This is a genomic window from Pantoea sp. GM_Pan_3 (genome assembly GCF_026541045.1).
Taxonomy (GTDB): Bacteria; Pseudomonadota; Gammaproteobacteria; order Enterobacterales; family Enterobacteriaceae; genus Pantoea; species Pantoea anthophila.
The window spans coordinates 78,626-99,031 of record NZ_JALNVA010000009.1; the positions used below are offsets into that span (position 1 = coordinate 78,626).

General features: G+C 49.8%; 16 protein-coding genes. 12 read left to right on the top strand and 4 right to left on the bottom strand.

All coding sequences use genetic code 11. The features are described from left to right. The first annotated feature begins 30 nt into the window (after positions 1-30). Both OXR04_RS20420 and OXR04_RS20425 read left to right on the top strand, forming a co-directional pair. On the top strand, positions 31-468 hold the full coding sequence (locus OXR04_RS20420) for a PACE efflux transporter (protein WP_058957522.1): 438 nt from the start codon (positions 31-33) through the stop codon (positions 466-468). Next, on the top strand, positions 461-664 hold the full coding sequence (locus OXR04_RS20425) for an Hha/YmoA family nucleoid-associated regulatory protein (RefSeq protein ID WP_009093180.1): 204 nt from the start codon (positions 461-463) through the stop codon (positions 662-664). Before OXR04_RS20420 ends, OXR04_RS20425 begins: the two co-directional genes overlap by 8 nt. An 80-nt stretch (positions 665-744) precedes the next feature. On the opposite strand, the gene OXR04_RS20430 is transcribed toward OXR04_RS20425, so the two are convergent. From OXR04_RS20430 to OXR04_RS20445, 4 genes are all read right to left on the bottom strand, one after another. Next, complete coding sequence (locus tag OXR04_RS20430) at positions 745-4,752, bottom strand: S6 family peptidase (protein ID WP_267372733.1); 4,008 nt, start codon at positions 4,750-4,752, stop codon at positions 745-747. Between the two features lie 439 nt (positions 4,753-5,191). Continuing rightward, positions 5,192-5,422, bottom strand: coding sequence for a DUF333 domain-containing protein (locus OXR04_RS20435; protein WP_140923878.1), 231 nt, complete (start codon positions 5,420-5,422; stop codon positions 5,192-5,194). A 162-nt stretch (positions 5,423-5,584) separates the two neighbouring features. Next, entirely contained in the window at positions 5,585-6,220 is a 636-nt protein-coding gene (locus OXR04_RS20440; protein ID WP_058957524.1) for a LuxR family transcriptional regulator, read from the bottom strand. A 35-nt stretch (positions 6,221-6,255) separates the two neighbouring features. Next, positions 6,256-6,786, bottom strand: a complete 531-nt coding sequence (locus tag OXR04_RS20445; RefSeq protein WP_009093185.1) for a helix-turn-helix domain-containing protein — start codon at positions 6,784-6,786, stop codon at positions 6,256-6,258. A 1,529-nt stretch (positions 6,787-8,315) separates the two neighbouring features. On the opposite strand from OXR04_RS20445, the gene OXR04_RS20450 reads away from it, so the two are divergent. From OXR04_RS20450 to OXR04_RS20495, 10 genes are read left to right on the top strand one after another with little or no spacing between them, the layout of a single operon-like run. Beyond that, positions 8,316-8,876 carry a fimbrial protein gene (locus tag OXR04_RS20450; protein WP_267372734.1) on the top strand — a complete coding sequence of 187 codons (561 nt, stop codon included), beginning with the start codon at positions 8,316-8,318 and terminating at the stop codon, positions 8,874-8,876. A 54-nt stretch (positions 8,877-8,930) separates the two neighbouring features. Beyond that, entirely contained in the window at positions 8,931-9,728 is a 798-nt protein-coding gene (locus OXR04_RS20455; RefSeq protein WP_058957526.1) for a fimbria/pilus periplasmic chaperone, read from the top strand. After that, the gene (locus tag OXR04_RS20460) at positions 9,706-12,291 is read left to right on the top strand and encodes a fimbrial outer membrane usher protein (RefSeq protein WP_267372735.1); all 2,586 of its coding nucleotides are present in this window, start codon (positions 9,706-9,708) and stop codon (positions 12,289-12,291) included. Before OXR04_RS20455 ends, OXR04_RS20460 begins: the two co-directional genes overlap by 23 nt. A gap of 8 nt (positions 12,292-12,299) precedes the next feature. Beyond that, positions 12,300-13,643, top strand: coding sequence for a fimbrial protein (locus tag OXR04_RS20465; RefSeq protein ID WP_267372736.1), 1,344 nt, complete (start codon positions 12,300-12,302; stop codon positions 13,641-13,643). Continuing rightward, entirely contained in the window at positions 13,609-14,346 is a 738-nt protein-coding gene (locus OXR04_RS20470; protein ID WP_267372737.1) for a fimbria/pilus periplasmic chaperone, read from the top strand. The genes OXR04_RS20465 and OXR04_RS20470 overlap by 35 nt, the downstream gene beginning before the upstream one ends. Positions 14,347-14,396: 50 nt before the next feature. Continuing rightward, positions 14,397-14,996 (top strand): LuxR C-terminal-related transcriptional regulator, encoded by a 600-nt coding sequence (locus tag OXR04_RS20475; protein WP_267372738.1) that lies wholly within the window; start codon positions 14,397-14,399, stop codon positions 14,994-14,996. Between the two features lie 22 nt (positions 14,997-15,018). Then, on the top strand, positions 15,019-16,338 hold the full coding sequence (locus tag OXR04_RS20480) for a TolC family outer membrane protein (protein WP_267372739.1): 1,320 nt from the start codon (positions 15,019-15,021) through the stop codon (positions 16,336-16,338). Positions 16,339-16,352: 14 nt separating this feature from the next. After that, a complete protein-coding gene (locus tag OXR04_RS20485; RefSeq protein WP_267372740.1) occupies positions 16,353-17,612 on the top strand; it encodes an HlyD family efflux transporter periplasmic adaptor subunit in 1,260 nt (419 codons plus the stop codon). 24 nt (positions 17,613-17,636) lie between these two features. Next, the gene (locus tag OXR04_RS20490; protein WP_009093194.1) at positions 17,637-19,799 is read left to right on the top strand and encodes a peptidase domain-containing ABC transporter; all 2,163 of its coding nucleotides are present in this window, start codon (positions 17,637-17,639) and stop codon (positions 19,797-19,799) included. 48 nt (positions 19,800-19,847) lie between these two features. After that, complete coding sequence (locus tag OXR04_RS20495; RefSeq protein ID WP_267372741.1) at positions 19,848-20,285, top strand: DcrB-related protein; 438 nt, start codon at positions 19,848-19,850, stop codon at positions 20,283-20,285. The last annotated feature ends 121 nt before the right edge of the window (positions 20,286-20,406 follow it).

Sequence of the window (20,406 nt, forward strand, 5' to 3'; positions counted from 1 at the left end):
TGCGTACTGACGACATTATGAGAATCTGGTTTGGAACACGCTTTATCCCCGATGCGCACGACAACAGAAAGAGTGCTGCATGCCATCGTCTTTGAGGTGGTCGCCAATTGTCTGGTGTTCATCATTCTGATGATCTGCGCCTCCGCGGCGCCTGCGCAGTCGGCACTGTTGACGGTAGCTTCATCAGCACTGGCGATGGGATGGAACTATCTGTTTAACCTGTTGTTTGACCAGTTCCTGTTGCGAAAAGGCATGAAAAAAAGCTGGCGGATAAGATGCCTTCACGCCCTGTTATTTGAAGCGGGGTTGTTAGTGGTATTAATCCCCTTTGCCGCATGGTGGCTGGATATCTCGCTGCTTTCAGCGTTGAAGCTTGAATGCGGTCTGGTGCTGTTCTTTCTGGTTTATACCTGTCTGTTCAATCTGCTATGGGATTATGGAAGAGAATTGCAAAAACATTATGAATAAAGTCTATTATCTGGAAAAGTTAAGAAACTGCCCCTCCAGGGATATCCTGGATATCGTGACAAGCTATATGCGTAAAAAACTGCCTTATGACGATCTCTCTTCCTTTGAAGGTGCCTACGATCATCGCAAAGCCGAGCTGATAATGAATGAGACCTTCACTGAAGTACCTGCAGATGTCTGGCGACTGGTCTGCTGATCAGGTCAGATAATCTGCAGACCGGGCATCACGTCATCCGGTAATGACGTGATGCCCGGCGAGCAGGAAACAGTGCGCGATCAGAAATGGTATGACAACCCGATCAGCCCGCTGTAATCCGTATTAAAGACGCCCCCAAAACTGCTATCGACTTTTGCATTCACAGAAAGGTCAGGGAGAATTTCGCCCTCCAGCCCGATACTGCTGCGATAGCGGTCATCAGACCAGGCGCTGTAGCGCCGGTCAGACTGGCGATCGGAGAGCGTGGTCGTGGATCCTCTCCTGCCCGGTGAAGCGTGATAAGAGAGGCTGGCATTAAGATTAACCTTTGGCAGTAAAGTCCCCAGGCCGCGTTTCTGCACCATCACCCCACTGGTGGTGAAGCAGGGCGTGGCTGAACTTAATGAGACTGTCGCATCTTCCCCCTTAAGGCTATAGCCGGACAGGATACCGGCGCTGACGCCAACAAAAGGCGCAACAGAGATCGTGTCGTCGGCCAGACGAAACTGATAGCCGGTGCGCAGACTCCCCGCCACTATGTGACTCTTCTTTTTCACCCCCGGGATGCGTAATGCAGGATCGAGGCTTATTTCCTGAGTCAGAAACATATAGCGGCTGGCGGCATCCGCGAACCATCCGCCATCACGCTGCCAGGCATAATAGGCACCTAATGTGGCCAGACGGTGTTTCTCCTGTCCCCCTCCTTTCACCTCACCCAGGGTATAGCTGGCACTGACGCCTGCCGTGTGCGCACCGCCGCGCCTGTCCCAGCCGACATTCAGCGTCTGCTGGTCACTCGTCAGGCCCAGAAAATGCCCTTGTGATTGCTCAATTGCGGCCCAGGTTCCGCTACGATCGGGTGAAGTCCGCAGACTCTCTGTCCGGTTGTGCAGCTGGCTGACAGCCTCACTGACAATATATTGCCGCGCGGCCATCAAAGCGCGGGTTTGCTGAATCAGTGGCTGGTTGTCATAAACCGTGAACCACTCATCCGGATTGAACGCGGTTTTTTGGGTGTCCTTTTCGGCTTCTGCTGTAGCCTGCGCCTCTGCTTGCGCTTCAGGCTTTGCTTTCTCTTTTTCAGCAGCGGCTGGCTGCTCTGCTGGAGCCTTGGGCTCAGACGTCACATCCGTTACCGGGGTGGGCTCTGGCGTTACGTCTGCAACAGGGACGACGTCTGATACAGGTGCGGGTTCCGGAACCGGGGTGGCATCCGGCAGAGGCGTCGGCTCTGGTGCCGGCGTGACATCTGTCACCGGCGCGGGCTCTGGCGCGATATCCGGTACAGGGGGCGGCTCCGGCGTGGCATCGGGTTCTGGTTCTGGTTCTGCCGTTTTACGGCTTTCAAGCACCCATAGCACGCGATTGTTATTGTCTTTCACCTCATAATTCGGCGTGTAAACACTGAATCCGCTGTAACTGTCAGCAAACGAGAAGTAGCTGTGTGAGGTGCCTGCAGGGGCATCCACCATCACCAGATCCTGAGATAAGGTGGCCTGCCCTTCGTTGCCCAGTAACAGGCTCACGTCCAGCAGATTATCGCCTCCGCTGACAGCGTTTTTAACCATCAGCCGATCGTTTTCACTTGTTGAGGGTTTAGCGCCCAGCAGCAGCTTCAGCCCGGTTGCGTCCAGGGTATCAACGCTTAGCGTTTTGGGAAGCCAGCTACCCGCTGGCACCATCGAAAGCGAAGCGCCACGCTGTGCCCGGAGCGATGTGACGTTACTGTGGCTGGTCATACTCCAGTTTGCGTCTGACGCCAGGGTCATCTGGCTGCTGCCGGATGATGTCACCGCACCCTGATAATCTACTTTACCCAGATAGAGCGACGCATGGTCTGCCAGCCGGACATCACCTTCAACCTCACTGGCAGGCAGCCGCGCCAGCGTCTCTGCGCTTCGTACAGGCTGACTGCAGCGAGTCTCATCGGCGTAAATGGGAGCATAACAACGCCAGCTCTTCTCCCCTGTCAGCGGGCTGTCATTGTAGCCAAATGAGAGCGTGGCTGACTCAGCAGCAACAAAATTCGCTTTGACGCCAGCGTACTCTCCCGCCTGGAAAAAAGCCCCGGCACCCACATTAATCTGCCTGGCGCTGAAAAGTGAGGTGCGCCAGTCGTCATCAATCACCACTCCTCCAGCATGCGCCACGGGCTGTCCCGACAGAATCAGCGTGCCATTATCCACATTCAGATCGCCATTCAGATTCATTCCACCGGTCAGGGCAGTAATGGCCGTCGCGTTGCGCGGCTGGATGTTAACGTTCATCGCGCCATTCAGGATATTTTCCCGTGTCTCACCAAGAAAACCGCGAAAAGCCTGAACGTTAAGTTGCGTCAGACGGTGATTGATAGCTTCATTTGCGTCGGTACCAAGATAAGTCCAGGTTTTCGTCGACGATTTATCGGTAGGGAAGTACCAGTATGAGGCAGTATTTAACTGAAAATATTCGGTCTCCTTCGTATAGGGATTGTTATAAACATAAATGTTACCTGGCGTTCCTTCAGGAGTCCTGCTGCTGAAGGTGTAGAAAGGGACGTCGGCGGCGGTACTGCCCGTAATGTTGAGCGTCGCCGTGGTACCACTGTGGTTGACCAGTTTAGCCCCACCATCCGTATGATTAATTTTTTTGAAGGTCAACGCATTGCCATTTAAATCTAAACGACCACCGCGATAGCCAAAGAAAATCTGGTCAGTCGCGACCTGATACTCATCGTTTAACACGACAGTTGGCCGGCCACTGACTAACGTCACGGCGGAAAAGGCCTGTTTGTTACCTGAAGTATCAGCCTGCTGATCCAATATAACGCTGCCGTCGCCCACATTCAGTGAGCCCGCATTCACGCCTTCAGCCTTCACGTGGAGCGTGCCCGCGCCAATTTTATGCAGCGCATCGCTGGCTAACCCGTTAACCTGCCAGACAACTTTTTTGCCGGCGTCTATCTCAACCCCGCCCCCTGCCCAGGTTGCGTTCACGCCGCTGGCTGAAGTCAGGGTGTAATCACTGGAAAACTGGAGTTTTCCCGCGCCCATGTTGATCGGTGTGCTTAATGTGATCAGCCCACCATCTCCGTTAAAACGAAGATCTTTCGTGGCATCCAGTTCAGATGTGGAGGCTTTAGCAGGGGCGACGGACGCATCGGCTGAGGTCAGCCCCGACCAGGACCATGAAACGCCATCCTGTTTTATTGCATCGTCGTTCCATAAAACCGTGCCATTTCCGGCGCGATCAACAACGTCCGGCGAGGTATTGGCTGCCTGTACTGAAGCGACAAAATCACCGGGGATGTAACCTGCGACGGCGCGCTTGCGGTAGAGACCGCTGTCAGCGTCATAGCCGACGTGCACCGCAACCAGTTTCCATTGCTGCCCGATGTCGTCCCAGGCAAAAACCGGACTGCCGCTGTCTCCGGCATTAGCTCCGATTGACAGGGGTGTGGTATCTGCATCGTCAGGCCCAAGGTTGTAGTAGCGCAGATAGCTATTATTGGAAATGTCGCGCACATTCGCCGCACTGATAGTGCCACCCGATTTCCAGTTGTAAGCACCCGTCAGGCGTACCCGCTTCGTCTGCTCATCATTAATTTGCTCCTGTGTTCCTGTTCCTGCCCGCGTATACCAGGCATAACGTGATTTATAGTCAGACAGAAAGTCCGCTTTGGAGACATAAGAATAGGGGGCGGCTTCAGTGACGACCTTATCAAGGCGTGGCGCATGGAAATCCTGCGTGCTGAGATCATTGCGATTGATAAGACGGTAAGCGGTGGCGTATCCGGCCCCGTTGCCAAACTCCACCGTTTTATAACCGGTATTGTGCTTAACACTCAGCACATAGGAAGGCGAGACGAGCGTCGCATAACCTGACGAAGAGACTCCGCCAAAATCGGGAACAGGAAAACGAAGATAGTCAGAAAGTGATCCCTCTTTTTTATAAACCGGAACATTCATTGCACCGGCATTATAGTTACCCAGGTTTTCGGCAAAGTCCCGATAGGTCTGCACGTCGATATCATTAAGCATAATACCAGCATACGAAGCAGTGCAGTTAAAAAAGGTGCAGCATAGCGCCGCGCGCCCGAAATATCTCAATAGAATATCCTCATGCGGCCATTATTATTTGCGAGAAGGTTTTATTCTGACAAATAGTATCACCTGACAAATCCTTCCCTGAATCCACAACAGGTACTGATATTGACCAGCATCAAAAAAAACAGGCTATACACCAGCAGGACATCGATAAGCTATTGAACAGAATAACAATAAAATAAATACCAGAATGGAATGGTTATTAATTTAATATTAAATCAACATAGACCTGAAAGGCTTTAGATTGAATAGCTGACTAAAAATAAAAGCAAACAGACACATATGGATAAGAAAAAAAACCAGATGCTGTCTGAAGACAGACCTGTTTTATGTAAGGTAAAAAGAAATACCTTTTTGTGACAGTGGGGGGAAACATAAAATATTAGCTCGGGAAGCCTTCGCCTGAATCGAAAAGTTAACTCTATTCAGGCGAGGTCTGAAATTACTGCGGGTGGTCGCGGTGATACAGTGCCCATTGCTCAATACGCTCGCCAGACGGCAGCAGACAGTAAAGGGTACTGTCTGCCGGAGATATTCCCTTTACTTCCTGGCCGCCACGCTGAAGGCACCAGACGCTGGCAGGATTACGCATTATCATACGCTGCGGTTGCTGAGCGTGTGGAGTACAGGCTGTAAGTTGCAAAGCCAGCAGCATCACTGAAATGCCGGACATCTGTTTTATACGCATAATGAAAGCCTCGGGAATAACGTATTCAAAATAGGGATTGAAAGGGTACCACTCTGATCGACAGCTGCCCTGTCGTCAGTCGTTTACTGTGACCCTGCGGCAGCAGAGAATCGTCTGCCCTGCTACCCGTCAATCGATCCGGAACAATTAAACCTCAACAGAGTTTATGACTCCTCTATAAAGCTCCAGTAGAGAGAGATCGTTAATAAACGCGTTAAATTCCATATCACCCCGCAAGGCGAATTTTCGCATCACATTATATTTGTGCGCATAGATGGTTTTTTCTGACAGATCCAGACGTTTCGCCGTCTGTCTGACGCTGTAACCTTTTTTTAAAAGGCTGAGCACCTGTAACTGCACCACTGTTATGCGAGCGAACTCACAATGCAGACAATCCGCTGGCAAAAAAGCGTGCACCCTGTCCTGAAAGGCCAGCCAGGAACAGATGACTTTCTGAGATATCGTACGAACAGAATCAAGTCGTGAAATAACAACCAGAGAGCGATAACAGACCGGAAGCTGCTCTGTCATAATATCGTCAGTCTGATTAACAAAAACCATGATAATGCTACCGGGCTTCCGATCCCGGTACGCAGGTTGACACATATATAAACGCCATTGCGAAACATTGATCAGGATAAAATCAGCCTGCCTGAGATTGTGGCTGTCAAAACCCGACAAAAACTCCACATTAGCTTCAGTTAACAATGCGCCCTCAATCACTTTTGAGATGCCTATCCTGAAGAAATAATTCTCTTCTGTACAAATGACTTTAAGATCCATTTTTCTCCTCAGGCATCTCAAAAACCTCCATAAATTCAGGTAAACTTCCCGTTAACCAGCACAAGCTCGCCTTTCTCTTTAAGCTCTTTAAGTACTCTGCAAATTGAACTTTTGGAAAGGTGCGAACTATTTTCAATCAGATACAGGGCAGAGAAACGTTTCTTAAGATGAGCCGGTAGTTTTTCCCAGCGTCCGATTAAAGAAATAACCTCATCGTAAGAGTTGCTCTTAGGCAGCTGAATGTAGTCCATCAGATCTGAATACTGTCCTGAAAGAACGGACATGGCATCGTTGAAAAGATCTTTCTCAAAAATCAGCCGCCAGAACACATCATAATCAATGAAACTGACTTTGCCGTAATCTATTCTCTCCAGATAAACCGGTGGCTCATCCAGTGCCGGTGTGACACCAACAACAAAAGGAGCAGAGACAATGTTAAGCACTTTATTTTCACTTTTGAGCTTGAGCAAAAAATCGCCATCAAGAATAAACATAACCCGACGCACATTATCTTTCGTCAGGTGGTAACGGCGTTTTCCGCGCGAGATCTCATCCGGATTAGCCACCTGCGTATATCCTGCTAGTGCATCAATGATTCGTTCATGATTTTCAGTCACTCTATACATAATAATCAACTCAATCTAACTAACACAGGTTAGTGATTAGTAGCAAAATTAGTAAAGCTGGTTTTTATAATCTTCTTTTTCGCCTGGTGTACGACAATCTTCCAGTTCACACTTCTGATATCGGATAAAATACGTAATTGGCTTGACTATAGTAAAACAGGAACTGTGAAACTCAACACCATAAACATGCGAAAAGGGAGAGTACATCGCCAAACAGTGGCGCAGCAACCATACATTACACCGCTTTAAAGTCACTCAATTAGCATATTAACCCATCATGCCGTGACTTACTGAAACTGTTATAACTTTTTTCTATAAAAGAGAACCCAACATATTCATTTGAAGTTTCATGTTATGAAACAGATACAGTATTAACATGAATGTATGCACTTCAATAAAGAAAGCCGATAAATGAAAAGGTCAGAATCACATTGGCATCATTGTTAATTCTCCTGGAAAATTAAAAATACTCAACATCACTCCCTGGAAATGATTAAACCATAACGATGTCAATCAGGAGATTTAAATTAAAAAACGCCATGCATTTAGATTTATGTTCTGATTTATATTTGATTTTCAGTTTTAAAATCCAATGCACTCAGAACCTCTTTTCGGTGCGTTTCACTTCTCAGCACAAATGATAATGTTTTGGCTGATTCCAGGGGCCTGATTCCAGCAGCGATCTCAGAAGCCAGCACCTTTAAAGCAGAGCTGGTGCCGCTAGTCTCATTGCCCTGAACGGGATATTAACAGGCGTCCCTGCAGGGAAAGAAAGTGAATCCCTGACACAATAGACTGCCTATCGGCATCACTGTTTCGCGTTAAAAGTTAATCTCTTGTGACTTCTGAGCAGTGCTCTTATGAGATGACGTTTAACATTACTCGCCTTAATTTTCTCACTTCACATCTGATACCACCGCTTTATTATACGAAAAGGCGATGAGCAGATTGATTCAGCATGCAGTACGCAACGTGCTGCCGAATAATGAAGATTCTCCATTAACTGGCCTCTGCAACGAATTCAGAAGGACCGGGAAGGTGACTGATAGTTAACTCTGTAAAAAATAAAACCTACAGCGTGACAGATTAAAAAATAGTGTGGAAAGGCGTTAAAGCATCCCATCGGGCTGAAAGTCCCGATGCGCTAACGTACCTGAGAGGGTAAATGTTGTTACAGAAGATTTTTATCGCACCCTGGTCACAGAAAACATGGCTTAATAGGCCGTCTCTGTATAAATGTATACAAATTAACATTATCTTCACCTAATAACAAAAGGCAAAAATATTAACCCTGAATGTCAGCATCCTTCTCATTTGGGAATGATACAGCCACGCTGAAGTTAAATTAAGCTTTATTAAGATTACTTCAGAAGCAACAGATTGCCTCCGGGCTTAACCTTTAAGTGGTCGGACAAGATTATTTGTCCTGTCTGTAGCACGTCAACGCAGTCCAACTTTCAATAGGGAATTTGAACATGAAAAAAATCGCCTTTTTAACCGCATCTGTAGTATCTGCACTGTTAGCTTCTCAGGCATTTGCGGTCTCCAACAATACTATTACGTTCCAGGGATTGGTCACAGGAGAAACCTGTACCGTGACAGTCAATGGTAACACCGCTAAACCTCTGGTGCTCCTGCCAACTGTCAGCACCTCTGCGTTATCAAATGGTAATGTCGCGGGTAAGACAACTTTTGAAATTGGTGTTACTGGCTGTACAGGAAGTGATACTGATGCCACTACAATCTCTACCCAGCTTAGCGGTAATAATGTCACTAAGGCGGGTAATCTGGGTAACCTGGCAACCGAAGGTGCTGCGGAAAATGTAGAAATTCAGATTGTGAGTAATAAAGACGATAATAAAATTATTCCATTTGGTGAGGGTACTTTTACCGGTCAGGGTCATCTGACTCTTGCTGCCGGAGTAAAAAATGCCTCTGCAACCTATACTGCGCAATATGTCGCCGTTGAAAAGGACGCAGTTGCCGGTGCGGTGGAAGCCACAATGCAATACGCCATCATCTACAAATAAAAAATCAGCATGGATGCGAAATATTTTTAATCTATAAGTGGATTTAATCAGGCCATGGATGGCCTGACTTACTTTATCCAGGGTCTGGTAGTAAAATTTCAACGGATGGTTATTATGCCTCGATTGCTTATCACTCACTCATCATTGCGTACCATTCTATTACTCCTTCTGTCTCTTGTTATTTACCCGCCAGCATTCGCCAGCGTTGTTATGACGGGATCTCGCATTATTTATCCCTCTGACGAAAAATCGGTCGATGTAAAACTGAAAAATAATGATGCTTTCCCGTACGTAATCCAGGCATGGTTGGACAATGGTGACGAAGAATCTACGCCAGCCACCGGCAAAGCGCCGTTCATCGTCACCCCACCGACATTCAGAATTGCCGCTAAAGATGGTCAGGTGCTGCGCATTTTCTTCACGGGTGCAAATTCATTACCCCAGGATCGTGAATCCGTTTTTTATTTTAATTTTCTTCAGGTCCCACCAGGCAATGTTTCTGGTGACACAGGTAATCAGATGATGTTGTTATTAAAGAACAGACTGAAACTGTTTTACCGCCCAAAAGGCCTTAAAATCAGCGCTCATCACATTTCTGAACATTTAACATTCAGTAACGTATCGTCGCCCAGCGTACGCATCACCAATAGTTCACCCTATTACGTTTCATTAACCAAAGTCGTTGTCAGAAACAGAGTCGCAAAAGAGACTGCACCGATGATCGCGCCGTTTTCGTCTGTTGATGTGCCATTAACAGAACAGAAATTAACAAAAAGCGCCCAGGGAATAGAAATAGGCTTAGTGAATGATTATGGGGCAACGGTGACATATGAGTTTCCAATTCAAAAATAAAAAAACAGATCCTCGTCTGGCTATAATCAGTTGCGTTGTAAAAGCGGCTTTATTGACACAGACTGCTCATGCCGAAGAATACCATTTTGATAGTCGTTTGCTGGCAGGATCCGGTTTTGAGGAAGGCGTAGACCTTAAGCAATTTAACGAAAAACAGATCACTATTCCTGAAGGTCAACAGCTTCTGGATATCAGCCTGAATGGCATAATAATAAAAAGTCAGGTGGCGGTGAATTTTCGCAGGAAGGATGCCGCCGATAAAAGTGCGCAACCCTGTATTGATGCCGACATGGTCAAACTGTTGCAGCTCAAGACCGGCCTGAAAGAAGCGGCTGAATCGCAGTGTCTGTTTCTGTCAGAGATCAGCAGTCAGGGTAACTGGAATATCCGCCAGTCCACGCTGACACTTGATTTTCTGATCCCACAGATTCTGCTGAACCGCCAGCCACGCGATTACATCCCGACCTCTGAATGGAATGCGGGAGCTCCATTGCTTTTTTTGCGTCATAGCTCCAGCTTTACCCGCAATATTTTGCGCGACACGCACTCCAGCTATCTCTGGAGCATGATCAACGCAGGGGGTAACCTGGGCATGTGGCAGTTACGTCATCAGGCCAACCTCCGCTATATGAACAGCAGCGTCAGTACCGATCAGTACAAATGGAATGCTGTACGCACCTGGGTACAGCGTCCCCTGCCCTCTCTTTCCAGCGAACTGGTGGTCGGTGATGCCTACACTGACAGCACGATGTTTGGTTCAATGTCCTTCAACGGCGTGAAGATCGCGACCGACCAGCGTATGTGGCCTCAGGCACGTCGCGGATATGCGCCGGAAGTCCGGGGCGTCGCTACCAGCAACGCCCGTGTGCTGATAAGCCAGGCCGGTAACGTAATCTATGAAACTCAGGTACTGCCAGGCCCATTTATTATTGACGACTTATATAACACCAAGAGTCAGGGCGACCTGAAAGTACAGATCGTCGAGGCTGACGGCAAATCATCCTTTTTCACTGTGCCTTATGCTGCGGTGCCGAGCTCAATGCGGCCGGGTAATCTGAGTTATCAGTTTGCCGCCGGGAAGGTGAGGAACTTTTACTCCGTCCAGAACACCTTTACTGAGGCCGTTTTACAGTATGGTCTCAGTAACAGTCTTACCACCAATACCGGGGCGCGCTTCGCAAATGGATATCAGGCTTTACTGGCCGGTGGCGTCTACGCCTCTCCAGTTGGCGCGCTGTCACTCAACACCACCTGGTCACATGCGAGGGTAGAAAACGACATTACCAGAAGCGGCTGGCGTGCAGAGGCATCGTACAGCAAGAGTTTCCCCACCAGAACGAACCTGGTGCTGGCAGCCTACCGTTACTCGACTTCCGGTTATCGCGATCTGGAAGATGTACTGGGCGTTCGTCGTCAGCAGAATGGTGGGGCAGACTACTACTCCGATACGCTCAGACAGCGGAATCGCTTCTCTGCGACGGTAAGTCAGTACATGGGTGACTACGGTACCCTGTCTTTGAGCGGCAGCAGCACTGACTACTATCACAATCGCTCACGTATCTCAGAGATGCAGCTTTCATACAACAATATGTGGAAGAAAGTAAGTTACAACCTTAACCTCAGCCGGCAACGCTCCAGCTGGAACAGCAAAGACGTCTATAGCGTTTACGACAGCGATTACGATGCTAACCGCTATCAGAAATACACAGAAAACGTCATCTCATTGGGTTTTTCCCTTCCGCTGGACTGGCGTGATAGCCGTTCCACCGTCTCTCTGGATATGACCAGAGATAAAACGACTTCATCGGCAATGACCACCCTGTCGGGTTCCGCGGGCCAGGAGAGCGATTTTACTTACGCCCTCTATTCCAGTTACGACAAATACCGTGATGTATCTCAGGGAAAAAGCCATGCGATGCGCTGGGGAACGAACGTACAGGAACGGACGCGCCTGGGTGCCGTTCGCGCCTCTTATGCCCGCAGTGATGATTATCACCAGCTTGGGCTGGGCACATCGGGCACGCTGGCCATCCACGGGGGCGGTATCACCTATGGTCCTTACACCAGCGACACCTTTGCACTGATTGAAGCCAAAGGTGCCAGCGGCGCGCGCATCAACAACGGTCAGGGTGCCAGGATCGATACCTTTGGCTACGCCATCATGCCATCGCTGGCTCCCTACCGTTATAACACCATCAGCCTCGACGGCAGCTCAATCTCTCAGGATGTTGAACTCGAAGGCGGTAACGTGCGCGTGGTGCCGGTGCATGGTGGCGTACCCAAAATAGCTTTTAAGACCCTGACGGGTACGCCGGCACTGATTCTCGCCTCGCAGGCTGACGGCACACCTGTTCCGATGGGTGCAGAAGTTAAAGACAGCCAGGGCAACAGCCTTGGGATGGCAGGCCAGAACGGGCAGATTTACGCCCGTCTTCCCAACGCCTCTGGCACGTTGTTTGTCAGTTGGGGGAGCAGTAACACCTGCCGGATCAACTATCAGCTGCCCTCTAAAAAAATTGAGGATGCCAGCTTTGTTCATTTAAACGGCACCTGTATTCAGTGAGGAAGAAGATGAAAACAGCACATAGCCGCCTCAAAATCTGGCTGCTCGCATCCGCTTTCATAGTGTGTACGCCCGCGGCACAGGCGTTTTGTTACAAGATACTTGAGGTAGGTGATCGGTTTAACGAACTGCCGCAGGAAGTGGTGAATCGGGGCTATAGCGCAAAGTCATGGGGTACGGGCACAGGGGATGCCATAAGTGCGAAGCTTGACTTTGGGGCAATCAGTATCGGAACTGGCGCGGACTCACTTGCGCCAGCCGGAACCGTGCTGGCCTCTGCTGACATGCCATTTCTGACGAAAGGATTGAATGTCCCCTATGAAGCCAATCAGATTGTCTATAAATGTGCACTGTCCGACGCGGACAGCTTGTATGAAATTTATGCCCTGGCTGCCTCATATGGGGCAGAGTATGGTGGTACAGCCGTGAGTGATGTTGAGGGGGGATACCGGACACCGGCACAGCATATCGCCTATCGCATAACTAACCTGAAAACCGGACTCTATTACAAGAGTGAATGGCAGGAGCGAAAACTGACCGCTGATGATTACATTACTGTAGGTTCACATATTTATATCCCGGCATCATCGTTTAGTAGCGCGACTTTCGAACTGATCAAAAGTGACGACGATTTCGGCCTCCCTTCGCGAAATATTTTCAAGCAAATAACCGTTCCGCAGGGATATATAGCGATCAGAACACCCACGATAAACAACAACATTAAAACAGGTGAAGTTGCCTATCCGCCCAGCTCTGGGTATGTCTCAGCAGTCTGGAGTATGCGCGGCGGTAACACCACCGTCATACAGGGAAAGAATTGTCTCGTTGGGGATTTTGACCAGGTTGTAACCCTGCCGACCATCAGCGCCAATGACTTGCGTAATGGCATGACCAGTAGCAATACCTTCAGCGTGGAGATTAATTGCGAAAAAGGGGCCGTTTCAGGTACTGAATCCAGCGATTCAAAACCGCCAGTCGCGATGGGTTTTCTGGTGACACAACCGACGGCACGGAACCAAGCGGAAGCCCTCGGGCTGGAAACGAGTGCCAAGGGCATCAGCCATTTACTCGACAATAACTACGGCACAAAAGGCGTTGCAGAGGGTGTTGGCATCCGCATCTATGCTGGAAGCAGGGCGTTAAACCTGTTGTCCAGTAATGCAATAACGGGCACAGGTTCAGAAGCGGGCTGGTACGGATTTACGGAACTGCTGAGTAAAACCGGGTTATCGCTTAAAGGCGATAAATCCTATGCCGGTGTTTTCACGGCGTCCCTTGAGCAACTTCCGGGACAAACCGCACAGGGAGGATCGGTCAATGCGCAGGCACAGATTCTTGTCAGTCTGCAGTAGCCTGCTATTAGCCAGCGCGCTGACTCTTAGTGCTGGCCCGGCCGGCGCGGTAGTTAACAGCACCCAGAGCCGGCTGGTGTTCAATGAAAAGAGCGTGGCGGAGTCACTTACCGTGGTGAATTCTGTCAGATCCCCGGCACTGGTACAGGTCTGGAGCGATGATGACGATCCTCTCAGTCCGCCCGATCGCATCAGTACACCCCTTGTCGTCGTGCCGCCACTATTTAAACTGGCCCCCGGTGAATCGCGCAACCTGCGTGTCATGCTCATTTCCCGCAAAGGGATGCCTGCAGACCGCGAGCGTCTGTACTGGCTGAACATTTATCAGATTCCACCAAATACTGCCCAGAAGTCGGTGCTGGAGAAGAAAGTAATTTTGCCGCTACGCATCCGTTTAAAAGTATTTATCCGCCCGACCGGTTTAAAGGAGCCGGAAGAAGATGTCGGTGAAAAATTACGGTTTATCCTCGGCCAGACACAAACTAAACATGCACAACTGACCGTGAAAAATCCAACACCCTATTACATGACATTAGGGAGTATCACGCTCGGGAGAACACCACTGAAAGCAGAGATGATTGCACCCTTTTCGTCTCTCACCCTTGCGGTAAAAGAGATAAGTGCCGATCACACCCTGAACTGGACAGTAATCGATGATTACGGCAAGCATATACCTTATAAAAGAGAGTTGAGCAGCCAGTGAAAGACACTACACACAAAACAATAAATATGACCTATTTTCATAAGTATCATATGTCATACGATTTAATTACCTCGTTCCTCCGGCAGGAAATGAATAACACGCAATTTAATCTGCACCATTTTCCTGATGTAAAAAGTTTACTGAAGGCCGCAGAAGAAAATCGCATCGACGTGATTATTATCAATTCCGCCTGTCTGTTTGATGGATCGTTCCGGGAGACAGAAATCAAAAAGGTGCTCAGCGTACTGTATGGCAATGAAAAAATCATTACTGTTTGTTTTACTCAGAACATGCGGTCTGTGCTGCTGAAAAAGATGCTTGATGCGGGTGTAAACATCATGCTCAGTCTGCAGGATACCCCGCAGGAGCTGGTTAACGCACTCAGAAGCATGATGCCTGCATCGTCTGCAGAAACCTATATTTCCCGCTCTGTGCATGAACATTTTCAGGAGGAGTGCACGGATTTAACACCCAAGGAGTGGGAGGTCATCAATCTGATTCAGGAGGGTTATTCGCTGTCAGAAATAGCGTCTAAAAAATGTCGCGCAATGAGTACTATTTCAACACAAAAAAGAAACGCCATGAATAAGCTACATCTGAGAAATGAAACAGAGCTATTGCGCTTTCTGCACCAGAACGCATTTTTTTAATTCGTATTAATTTCGGAATCTCATGCTGAAAAAAATTTTATTCCCGCTGGCGGGAGGATTATTGCTGTCCGGTCAGGCCGGTGCGCTGTCACTTCAGGAGTCGCTGATGGCTGCAAACAGTTATAATGCAGAAATGAACGCTGCCCGCAGTGAACATGATGCCGACGGGCAGAAAAAATATCAGGGCTTTGCGGGATTACTGCCGGCAATCTCCATTGACGGTACCTGGGTTAAAACGGATCAGCCGGATGCGGCCTATTCTGCCGGTGTCACCCGCCACAATTATAGCGTCAATCTGACACAGCCCGTTTTTGATATGGCAAAGTATGCCACCTGGCGCAGAAGCGTGGTGATTAGCAATCTGGCCGATGTCAATCTGCTTATTGCACAGCAGAAAATGATCGCCAGTGTCACCACGGCTTATTACGACGTGCTTTATCAACGCAGCGTGCTGGAAACCAGTCATCGCATTCTTGCTGCCTTCAGTGCGCGGCTTAAACAGACACAAAAAGCGCTGGAAATAGGCGACGGCACCCGGCTCGATTTAGCTGAAGCACAGGCCAACTATGATAAAGCCGTGGCAGACGAACTGGTGGCAGAAAACGATCTGAACGATGCCAGTCTTGCTTTCCGTCAGCTTACTGGCAGGGATCCCCGGAGCATCCCAGACAGCAGCATGCGCTGTGTGCGCTTTCCCGACAGGCTCGTTCCTGAACAACTGAAACGCGAGGCCGCTGCTAACAACCTCGACGTACTTGCCGCTATTCAGACGCACAAAGCCAGTGAGACAGACATTCTGTCCGCCACCTCCAGTCATATGCCGGTCGTCACCCTGCAGGCTGGGTACGGCAAGAACTGGAGTCGGGCAGAAAACGGCAACTATCTTGACACGCTTTTTGGCACCACCTCTAAAACTGATAACACCCAGATTAGCGTTAATGTTTCGATCCCCCTGTTTGGCGGGGGTGGCCCTGTCTCACAAAGTCTGGAAGCGGCGCACCGCTTCGAACAGAGCAAAGAGCTGATCACCGATGCCAGACGCAAAGCGGAACAGCAGGCCATTCAGGCGGCGTCCGGTGTGCATAACAGCCAGTCCCGGATTAAAGCCTGTCAACGCGCAATCGCCTCAGCAGACAAACGCCTGAGTGCCACCCGTTATGGCCGGGAAATCGGTCAGCGCACCCTGATCGATGAATTCAATGCAGAAAAGGATTATTTCCAGGCCGTGCAGGATTTGGCACAGGCGCAGAACGCGCTCATCCAGTCAATCGTCAAATTAAAAGCGGCCACTGGCTCGCTCGACTACGCCGCGATGAAAAGTTTCAGCTGTGGCGCGGCATAACGGGAATCGAATAGATGAATAACGACTTATTTCGCCAGGAAGCGCTGGATGCTAAGAAAACTAAAGTCCTGGGCTCTGTTGCGTTGTATTGCCCCCCTTTCCGCTGGGTTGTCATCACGCTGATCGGACTGCTGGTTGCCGTCATGATCGCCTTTTGCATCTTTGGCACTTATACCAAACGTGAAAGTGCGCAGGGTGTACTGGTACCGGAAAACGGCATGATGACGATTACCGCGATGAGCACCGGCACGGTTATCGCTCTGCCCGCCCGTGAAGGTGAGAGCCTGCAAAAGGGCAGCCTGATCGCCACCGTCTCATCGGAAATTTCAACACGCTATGGCCAGACACGCGAGGCGATTGCGGCCCAGCTGGAGTTTCAGCAAGCAGGGCTGAAAAATCAGCTGACCAATCTTGAGCAACTGCACACCGAAACGCTGAAATCTCTTGAGGAAAAGGTCAGTTTACTCGGCCAGCAATCGGCTGAACTGGAGACCATTTTTCGCCAGCGCACCCAGCAGATTCAGCTGTCCAGAACACAACTCAATAAAATGAGCGCCATGCGCAAAGAGGGCTACGCCTCCAATACGCAGGTAGAACAGCAGCAGAATGAGTTGCTTGATGCCAGCGTGCGTTTACAGGATGTCGCACGTCAGCGTATTGATATCCGCCAGCAACTGGCTCAGGCGCGGCAGCAGCTGCGTGAGCAACCCCTCTCTTATAACCAGCAGAAAAACGAGTTACAGCAAAAGCTTTCCGGGATCACGCAGTCGATCATGGAAAACGAATCCCGTCGTTCGATTGAGCTGCATGCGCCGGAAAACGGCACCGTCAGTGCCGTGCTGGTCAAACCGGGACAGATCGTCACGTCGGGTCAGACCGTGGCGATGATGCTGCCGGATAACGCGCGTTTGCAGGCAAGGATTATGCTCAGCAGCCGCGCCATCGGCTTTATCCGGCCAGGCCAGCGTGTCGTGCTGCGCTATCAACCTTTCCCATGGCAGAAGTTCGGCCAGCAATACGGCACCGTGCTGGAAATTTCAAAGTCGGCCCTGTCACCGCAGGAAGTCGCCAGCCTGACCGGCGATGGTCAGGTGAAAGAGTCGATGTATCAGGTGAAAGTGGCGCTGGATAAGCAGACGGTGCAGGCCTACGGCAGGCAGAGCAGCCTGCACGCGGGCAGTGCGCTGGAGGCAGACTTTATCGTCGATAAACGACGCCTCTACGAGTGGGTTCTGGAGCCATTAAACGCATTGGGCAAAATGACGTCCTTATAATTTCATTATCTTATCAGGTTACCTATGGATTTATTTCACAAACTGAATTTGTCATTTCGCCAGAAACTGCCCGTTTTACGTCAGACCCAGGCGGCTGAATGTGGCCTGACCTGTATTGGCATGATTGCCGGCTACTATGGTCATCACACCGATATGGTCTCGCTGCGCCAGCGCTTCCCGACCTCCCTTAAAGGCAGCACGCTGGCGAATGTGATGTCATTCGCACAGAGCATGGGCATGGGCTGTCGTGCGGTTCGCCTCGAACTGGATGAACTGGACAAACTGAATCTGCCCTGCGTTCTGCACTGGGAGATGAACCACTTTGTCGTGCTGAAAGGCATCGCTAAAAACAGGCTCATTATTCATGACCCGGCGCGTGGCATACGCAAAGTGCCGATGGATGAAGTCTCCGCCTCATTCACTGGCGTCGCGCTGGAGCTTTATCCCGGCGCCACCTTTGAGAAGAAGAACGAGAAAAAATCGATTTCCATGCTGAGCCTGATCCGTAACGTGTCCGGAATTGGCTCTGCGTTCGTGCAGGTGGCCTTACTGTCACTGGCACTGGAATTTTTTGGCATCATCACGCCATTTTACATGCAGTGGGTGATGGATCAGGTGCTGGTCTCTGCGGACCGTGATTTGCTGACGCTGCTCGGTGTCGCCTTTATCTGCATCACCCTGTTTCAGAACCTGATTTCAGCACTGCGAAGCTGGGTTACGACCTGGTTCTCCAGCATGCTGAGCGTTCAGTGGTCTTCTAATCTGTGCGCCCATCTGCTGGGATTACCGCTCAGTTACTTTGAAGAACGTCATGTCGGCGACATTCTTTCGCGCTTCGGATCCATCGGCAATATTCAGAGCACGCTAACCGGCCGCTTTATCTCGTCTGTTTTCGACGGGGTAATGGCGCTGGTTACCCTCGGCGTAATTTTCACCTATAACGCCACCCTGACCTGTGTGGTCGTTGGCCTGTTCCTGCTTTATGCACTGATTCGCTGGATCTCATTCGAACCCTTTCGCCAGGCGAATGAGAATCAGCTGATGGCCTCCGCCGTAGTGCAGTCACAGCTGCTTGAATCGATCCGTGGCGTGCAGGCGATCAAGCTCAACAATAAGCAGGATCTGCGCGTTTCGACCTATACCAATGAAACCGTGGAGTCGACAAACAAAGGAATTACGACGCAGAAACTCTCGATTGGATTCAACACGCTGCAGGGGACAATTTCCGGCGTTGGCAAAATTGTTCTGATCTGGCTGGCTGCGGCCCAGGTGCTGGACGGTAACTTTACCAGCGGGATGCTGGTGGCGTTCATCTCGTTCTCCGATCAGTTTATCTCTCGCTCTGCGGGCCTGATCAACGCGCTGATCGAATTCAAAATGCTTCGCTTACACGGTGAACGTCTCTCCGATATTGTCCTGACGGAGAAAGAGCAGAATATGGAAAGCCACATCGCGCTGGCGGAAGAAACAGGGCCGGTACGTCTGGATATCAGCGACATGACCTTCCGTTATTCAGCCACTGACGAAGAAATCTTCTCTGACTTCAGCCTGAGCATTGCGGCCGGTGAATCTGTCGCCATCATCGGCCCCTCCGGCCAGGGTAAAACGACGCTGGCAAAATTGCTGCTCGGACTGCTCAAACCGAACGCCGGTATGATCAGCATTAACGGTATCGACCATACAAAACTGGGAATGACGCATTACCGCGATCTAATCGGAAGCGTGATGCAAAACGATATGATGTTTGCCGGCTCCATCATGGACAACATCAGTTTCTTTGATGCCAGCCTGGATAAAGCCAGGGTCGAGTGGGCAGCACGTATCGCCCAGATACATGGCGACATTATGGCAATGCCTATGGGCTACAACAGCATGGTGGGCGATATGGGTTCGTCTCTCTCCGGAGGGCAGGTGCAGCGGGTCATCCTCGCCCGCGCACTTTACCGCCAGCCGCGCCTGCTTATCCTTGATGAGGCCACCAGTCATCTGGATGTGGCCAGAGAGAGTGCCATCAATGATGCGATAAAGCACATGAGCATCACCCGCGTCATCATCGCACACCGGCCAGAAACGATCATGAGCGCAGACCGCATTATCCAAATCAACCGCCATGGCGTGACCGAAATCACCAAAGCAGAGTTTGCAGCTTTAGTGAACGCCTCACAGGTGACGCTGGAAATAAATTAACAGAGGGCACTGTTAAGTGCTGCCCAGCCCTGAAACCAAGGAGTGAATATGAAAAACAGTCTAATCTGCCTGGAAGGCACGCTTAAATTTGACGAAGAAGTCAGAACTCAGACAATTAATGTTGTGGCATTCAGAACCGGCCAGCAGATCACCATCAACCGCGACCGGCTTGCTGAAGGACAAACCCTTGGCGAGAATATTGCCTTACAGGTCAGTAATGCCGAAAAAATATTTAATCAGTTCAACCTGGTAAAAATGGAAGAGGTCAATGATGGCCATGCATTTACGAAGACTTTCCAGGTGATTTACAGCTTTATAACCGGCCAGGGCGGCAGTCAGCGAGTCTGGCAGGTAACCTATGCCTGTCTGCTGGCTGATAATGTTACGATCAACTTCACGTCAATTTACCCTGATGAAGTATCCATGAAGAATGAGATGCACAGGCTGGTACATTGCGTAAAGTCATTTACGCTTAACAACACCTGAGGTATTAACACGGATTTTAAAATGGCCATACCAGATACAAACACAAAAGCTGAAAGAAATTAAAAATAGAAGTAATTCTATTTAAGAGGCTTCAGGTTAAATGCATAATTAACGCCGAAAA

Bases quoted from the DNA above. Each gene is read 5' to 3' on its own strand.
- OXR04_RS20425 (WP_009093180.1), top strand. From the start codon at position 461: ATGAATAAAGTCTATTATCTGGAAAAGTTAAGAAACTGCCCCTCCAGG.
- OXR04_RS20435 (WP_140923878.1), bottom strand. From the start codon at position 5,422: ATGTCCGGCATTTCAGTGATGCTGCTGGCTTTGCAACTTACAGCCTGT.
- OXR04_RS20440 (WP_058957524.1), bottom strand. From the start codon at position 6,220: ATGGATCTTAAAGTCATTTGTACAGAAGAGAATTATTTCTTCAGGATA.
- OXR04_RS20455 (WP_058957526.1), top strand. From the start codon at position 8,931: ATGGATGGCCTGACTTACTTTATCCAGGGTCTGGTAGTAAAATTTCAA.
- OXR04_RS20460 (WP_267372735.1), top strand. From the start codon at position 9,706: ATGAGTTTCCAATTCAAAAATAAAAAAACAGATCCTCGTCTGGCTATA.
- OXR04_RS20465 (WP_267372736.1), top strand. From the start codon at position 12,300: ATGAAAACAGCACATAGCCGCCTCAAAATCTGGCTGCTCGCATCCGCT.
- OXR04_RS20470 (WP_267372737.1), top strand. From the start codon at position 13,609: ATGCGCAGGCACAGATTCTTGTCAGTCTGCAGTAGCCTGCTATTAGCC.
- OXR04_RS20475 (WP_267372738.1), top strand. From the start codon at position 14,397: ATGTCATACGATTTAATTACCTCGTTCCTCCGGCAGGAAATGAATAAC.
- OXR04_RS20480 (WP_267372739.1), top strand. From the start codon at position 15,019: ATGCTGAAAAAAATTTTATTCCCGCTGGCGGGAGGATTATTGCTGTCC.
- OXR04_RS20485 (WP_267372740.1), top strand. From the start codon at position 16,353: ATGAATAACGACTTATTTCGCCAGGAAGCGCTGGATGCTAAGAAAACT.
- OXR04_RS20490 (WP_009093194.1), top strand. From the start codon at position 17,637: ATGGATTTATTTCACAAACTGAATTTGTCATTTCGCCAGAAACTGCCC.
- OXR04_RS20495 (WP_267372741.1), top strand. From the start codon at position 19,848: ATGAAAAACAGTCTAATCTGCCTGGAAGGCACGCTTAAATTTGACGAA.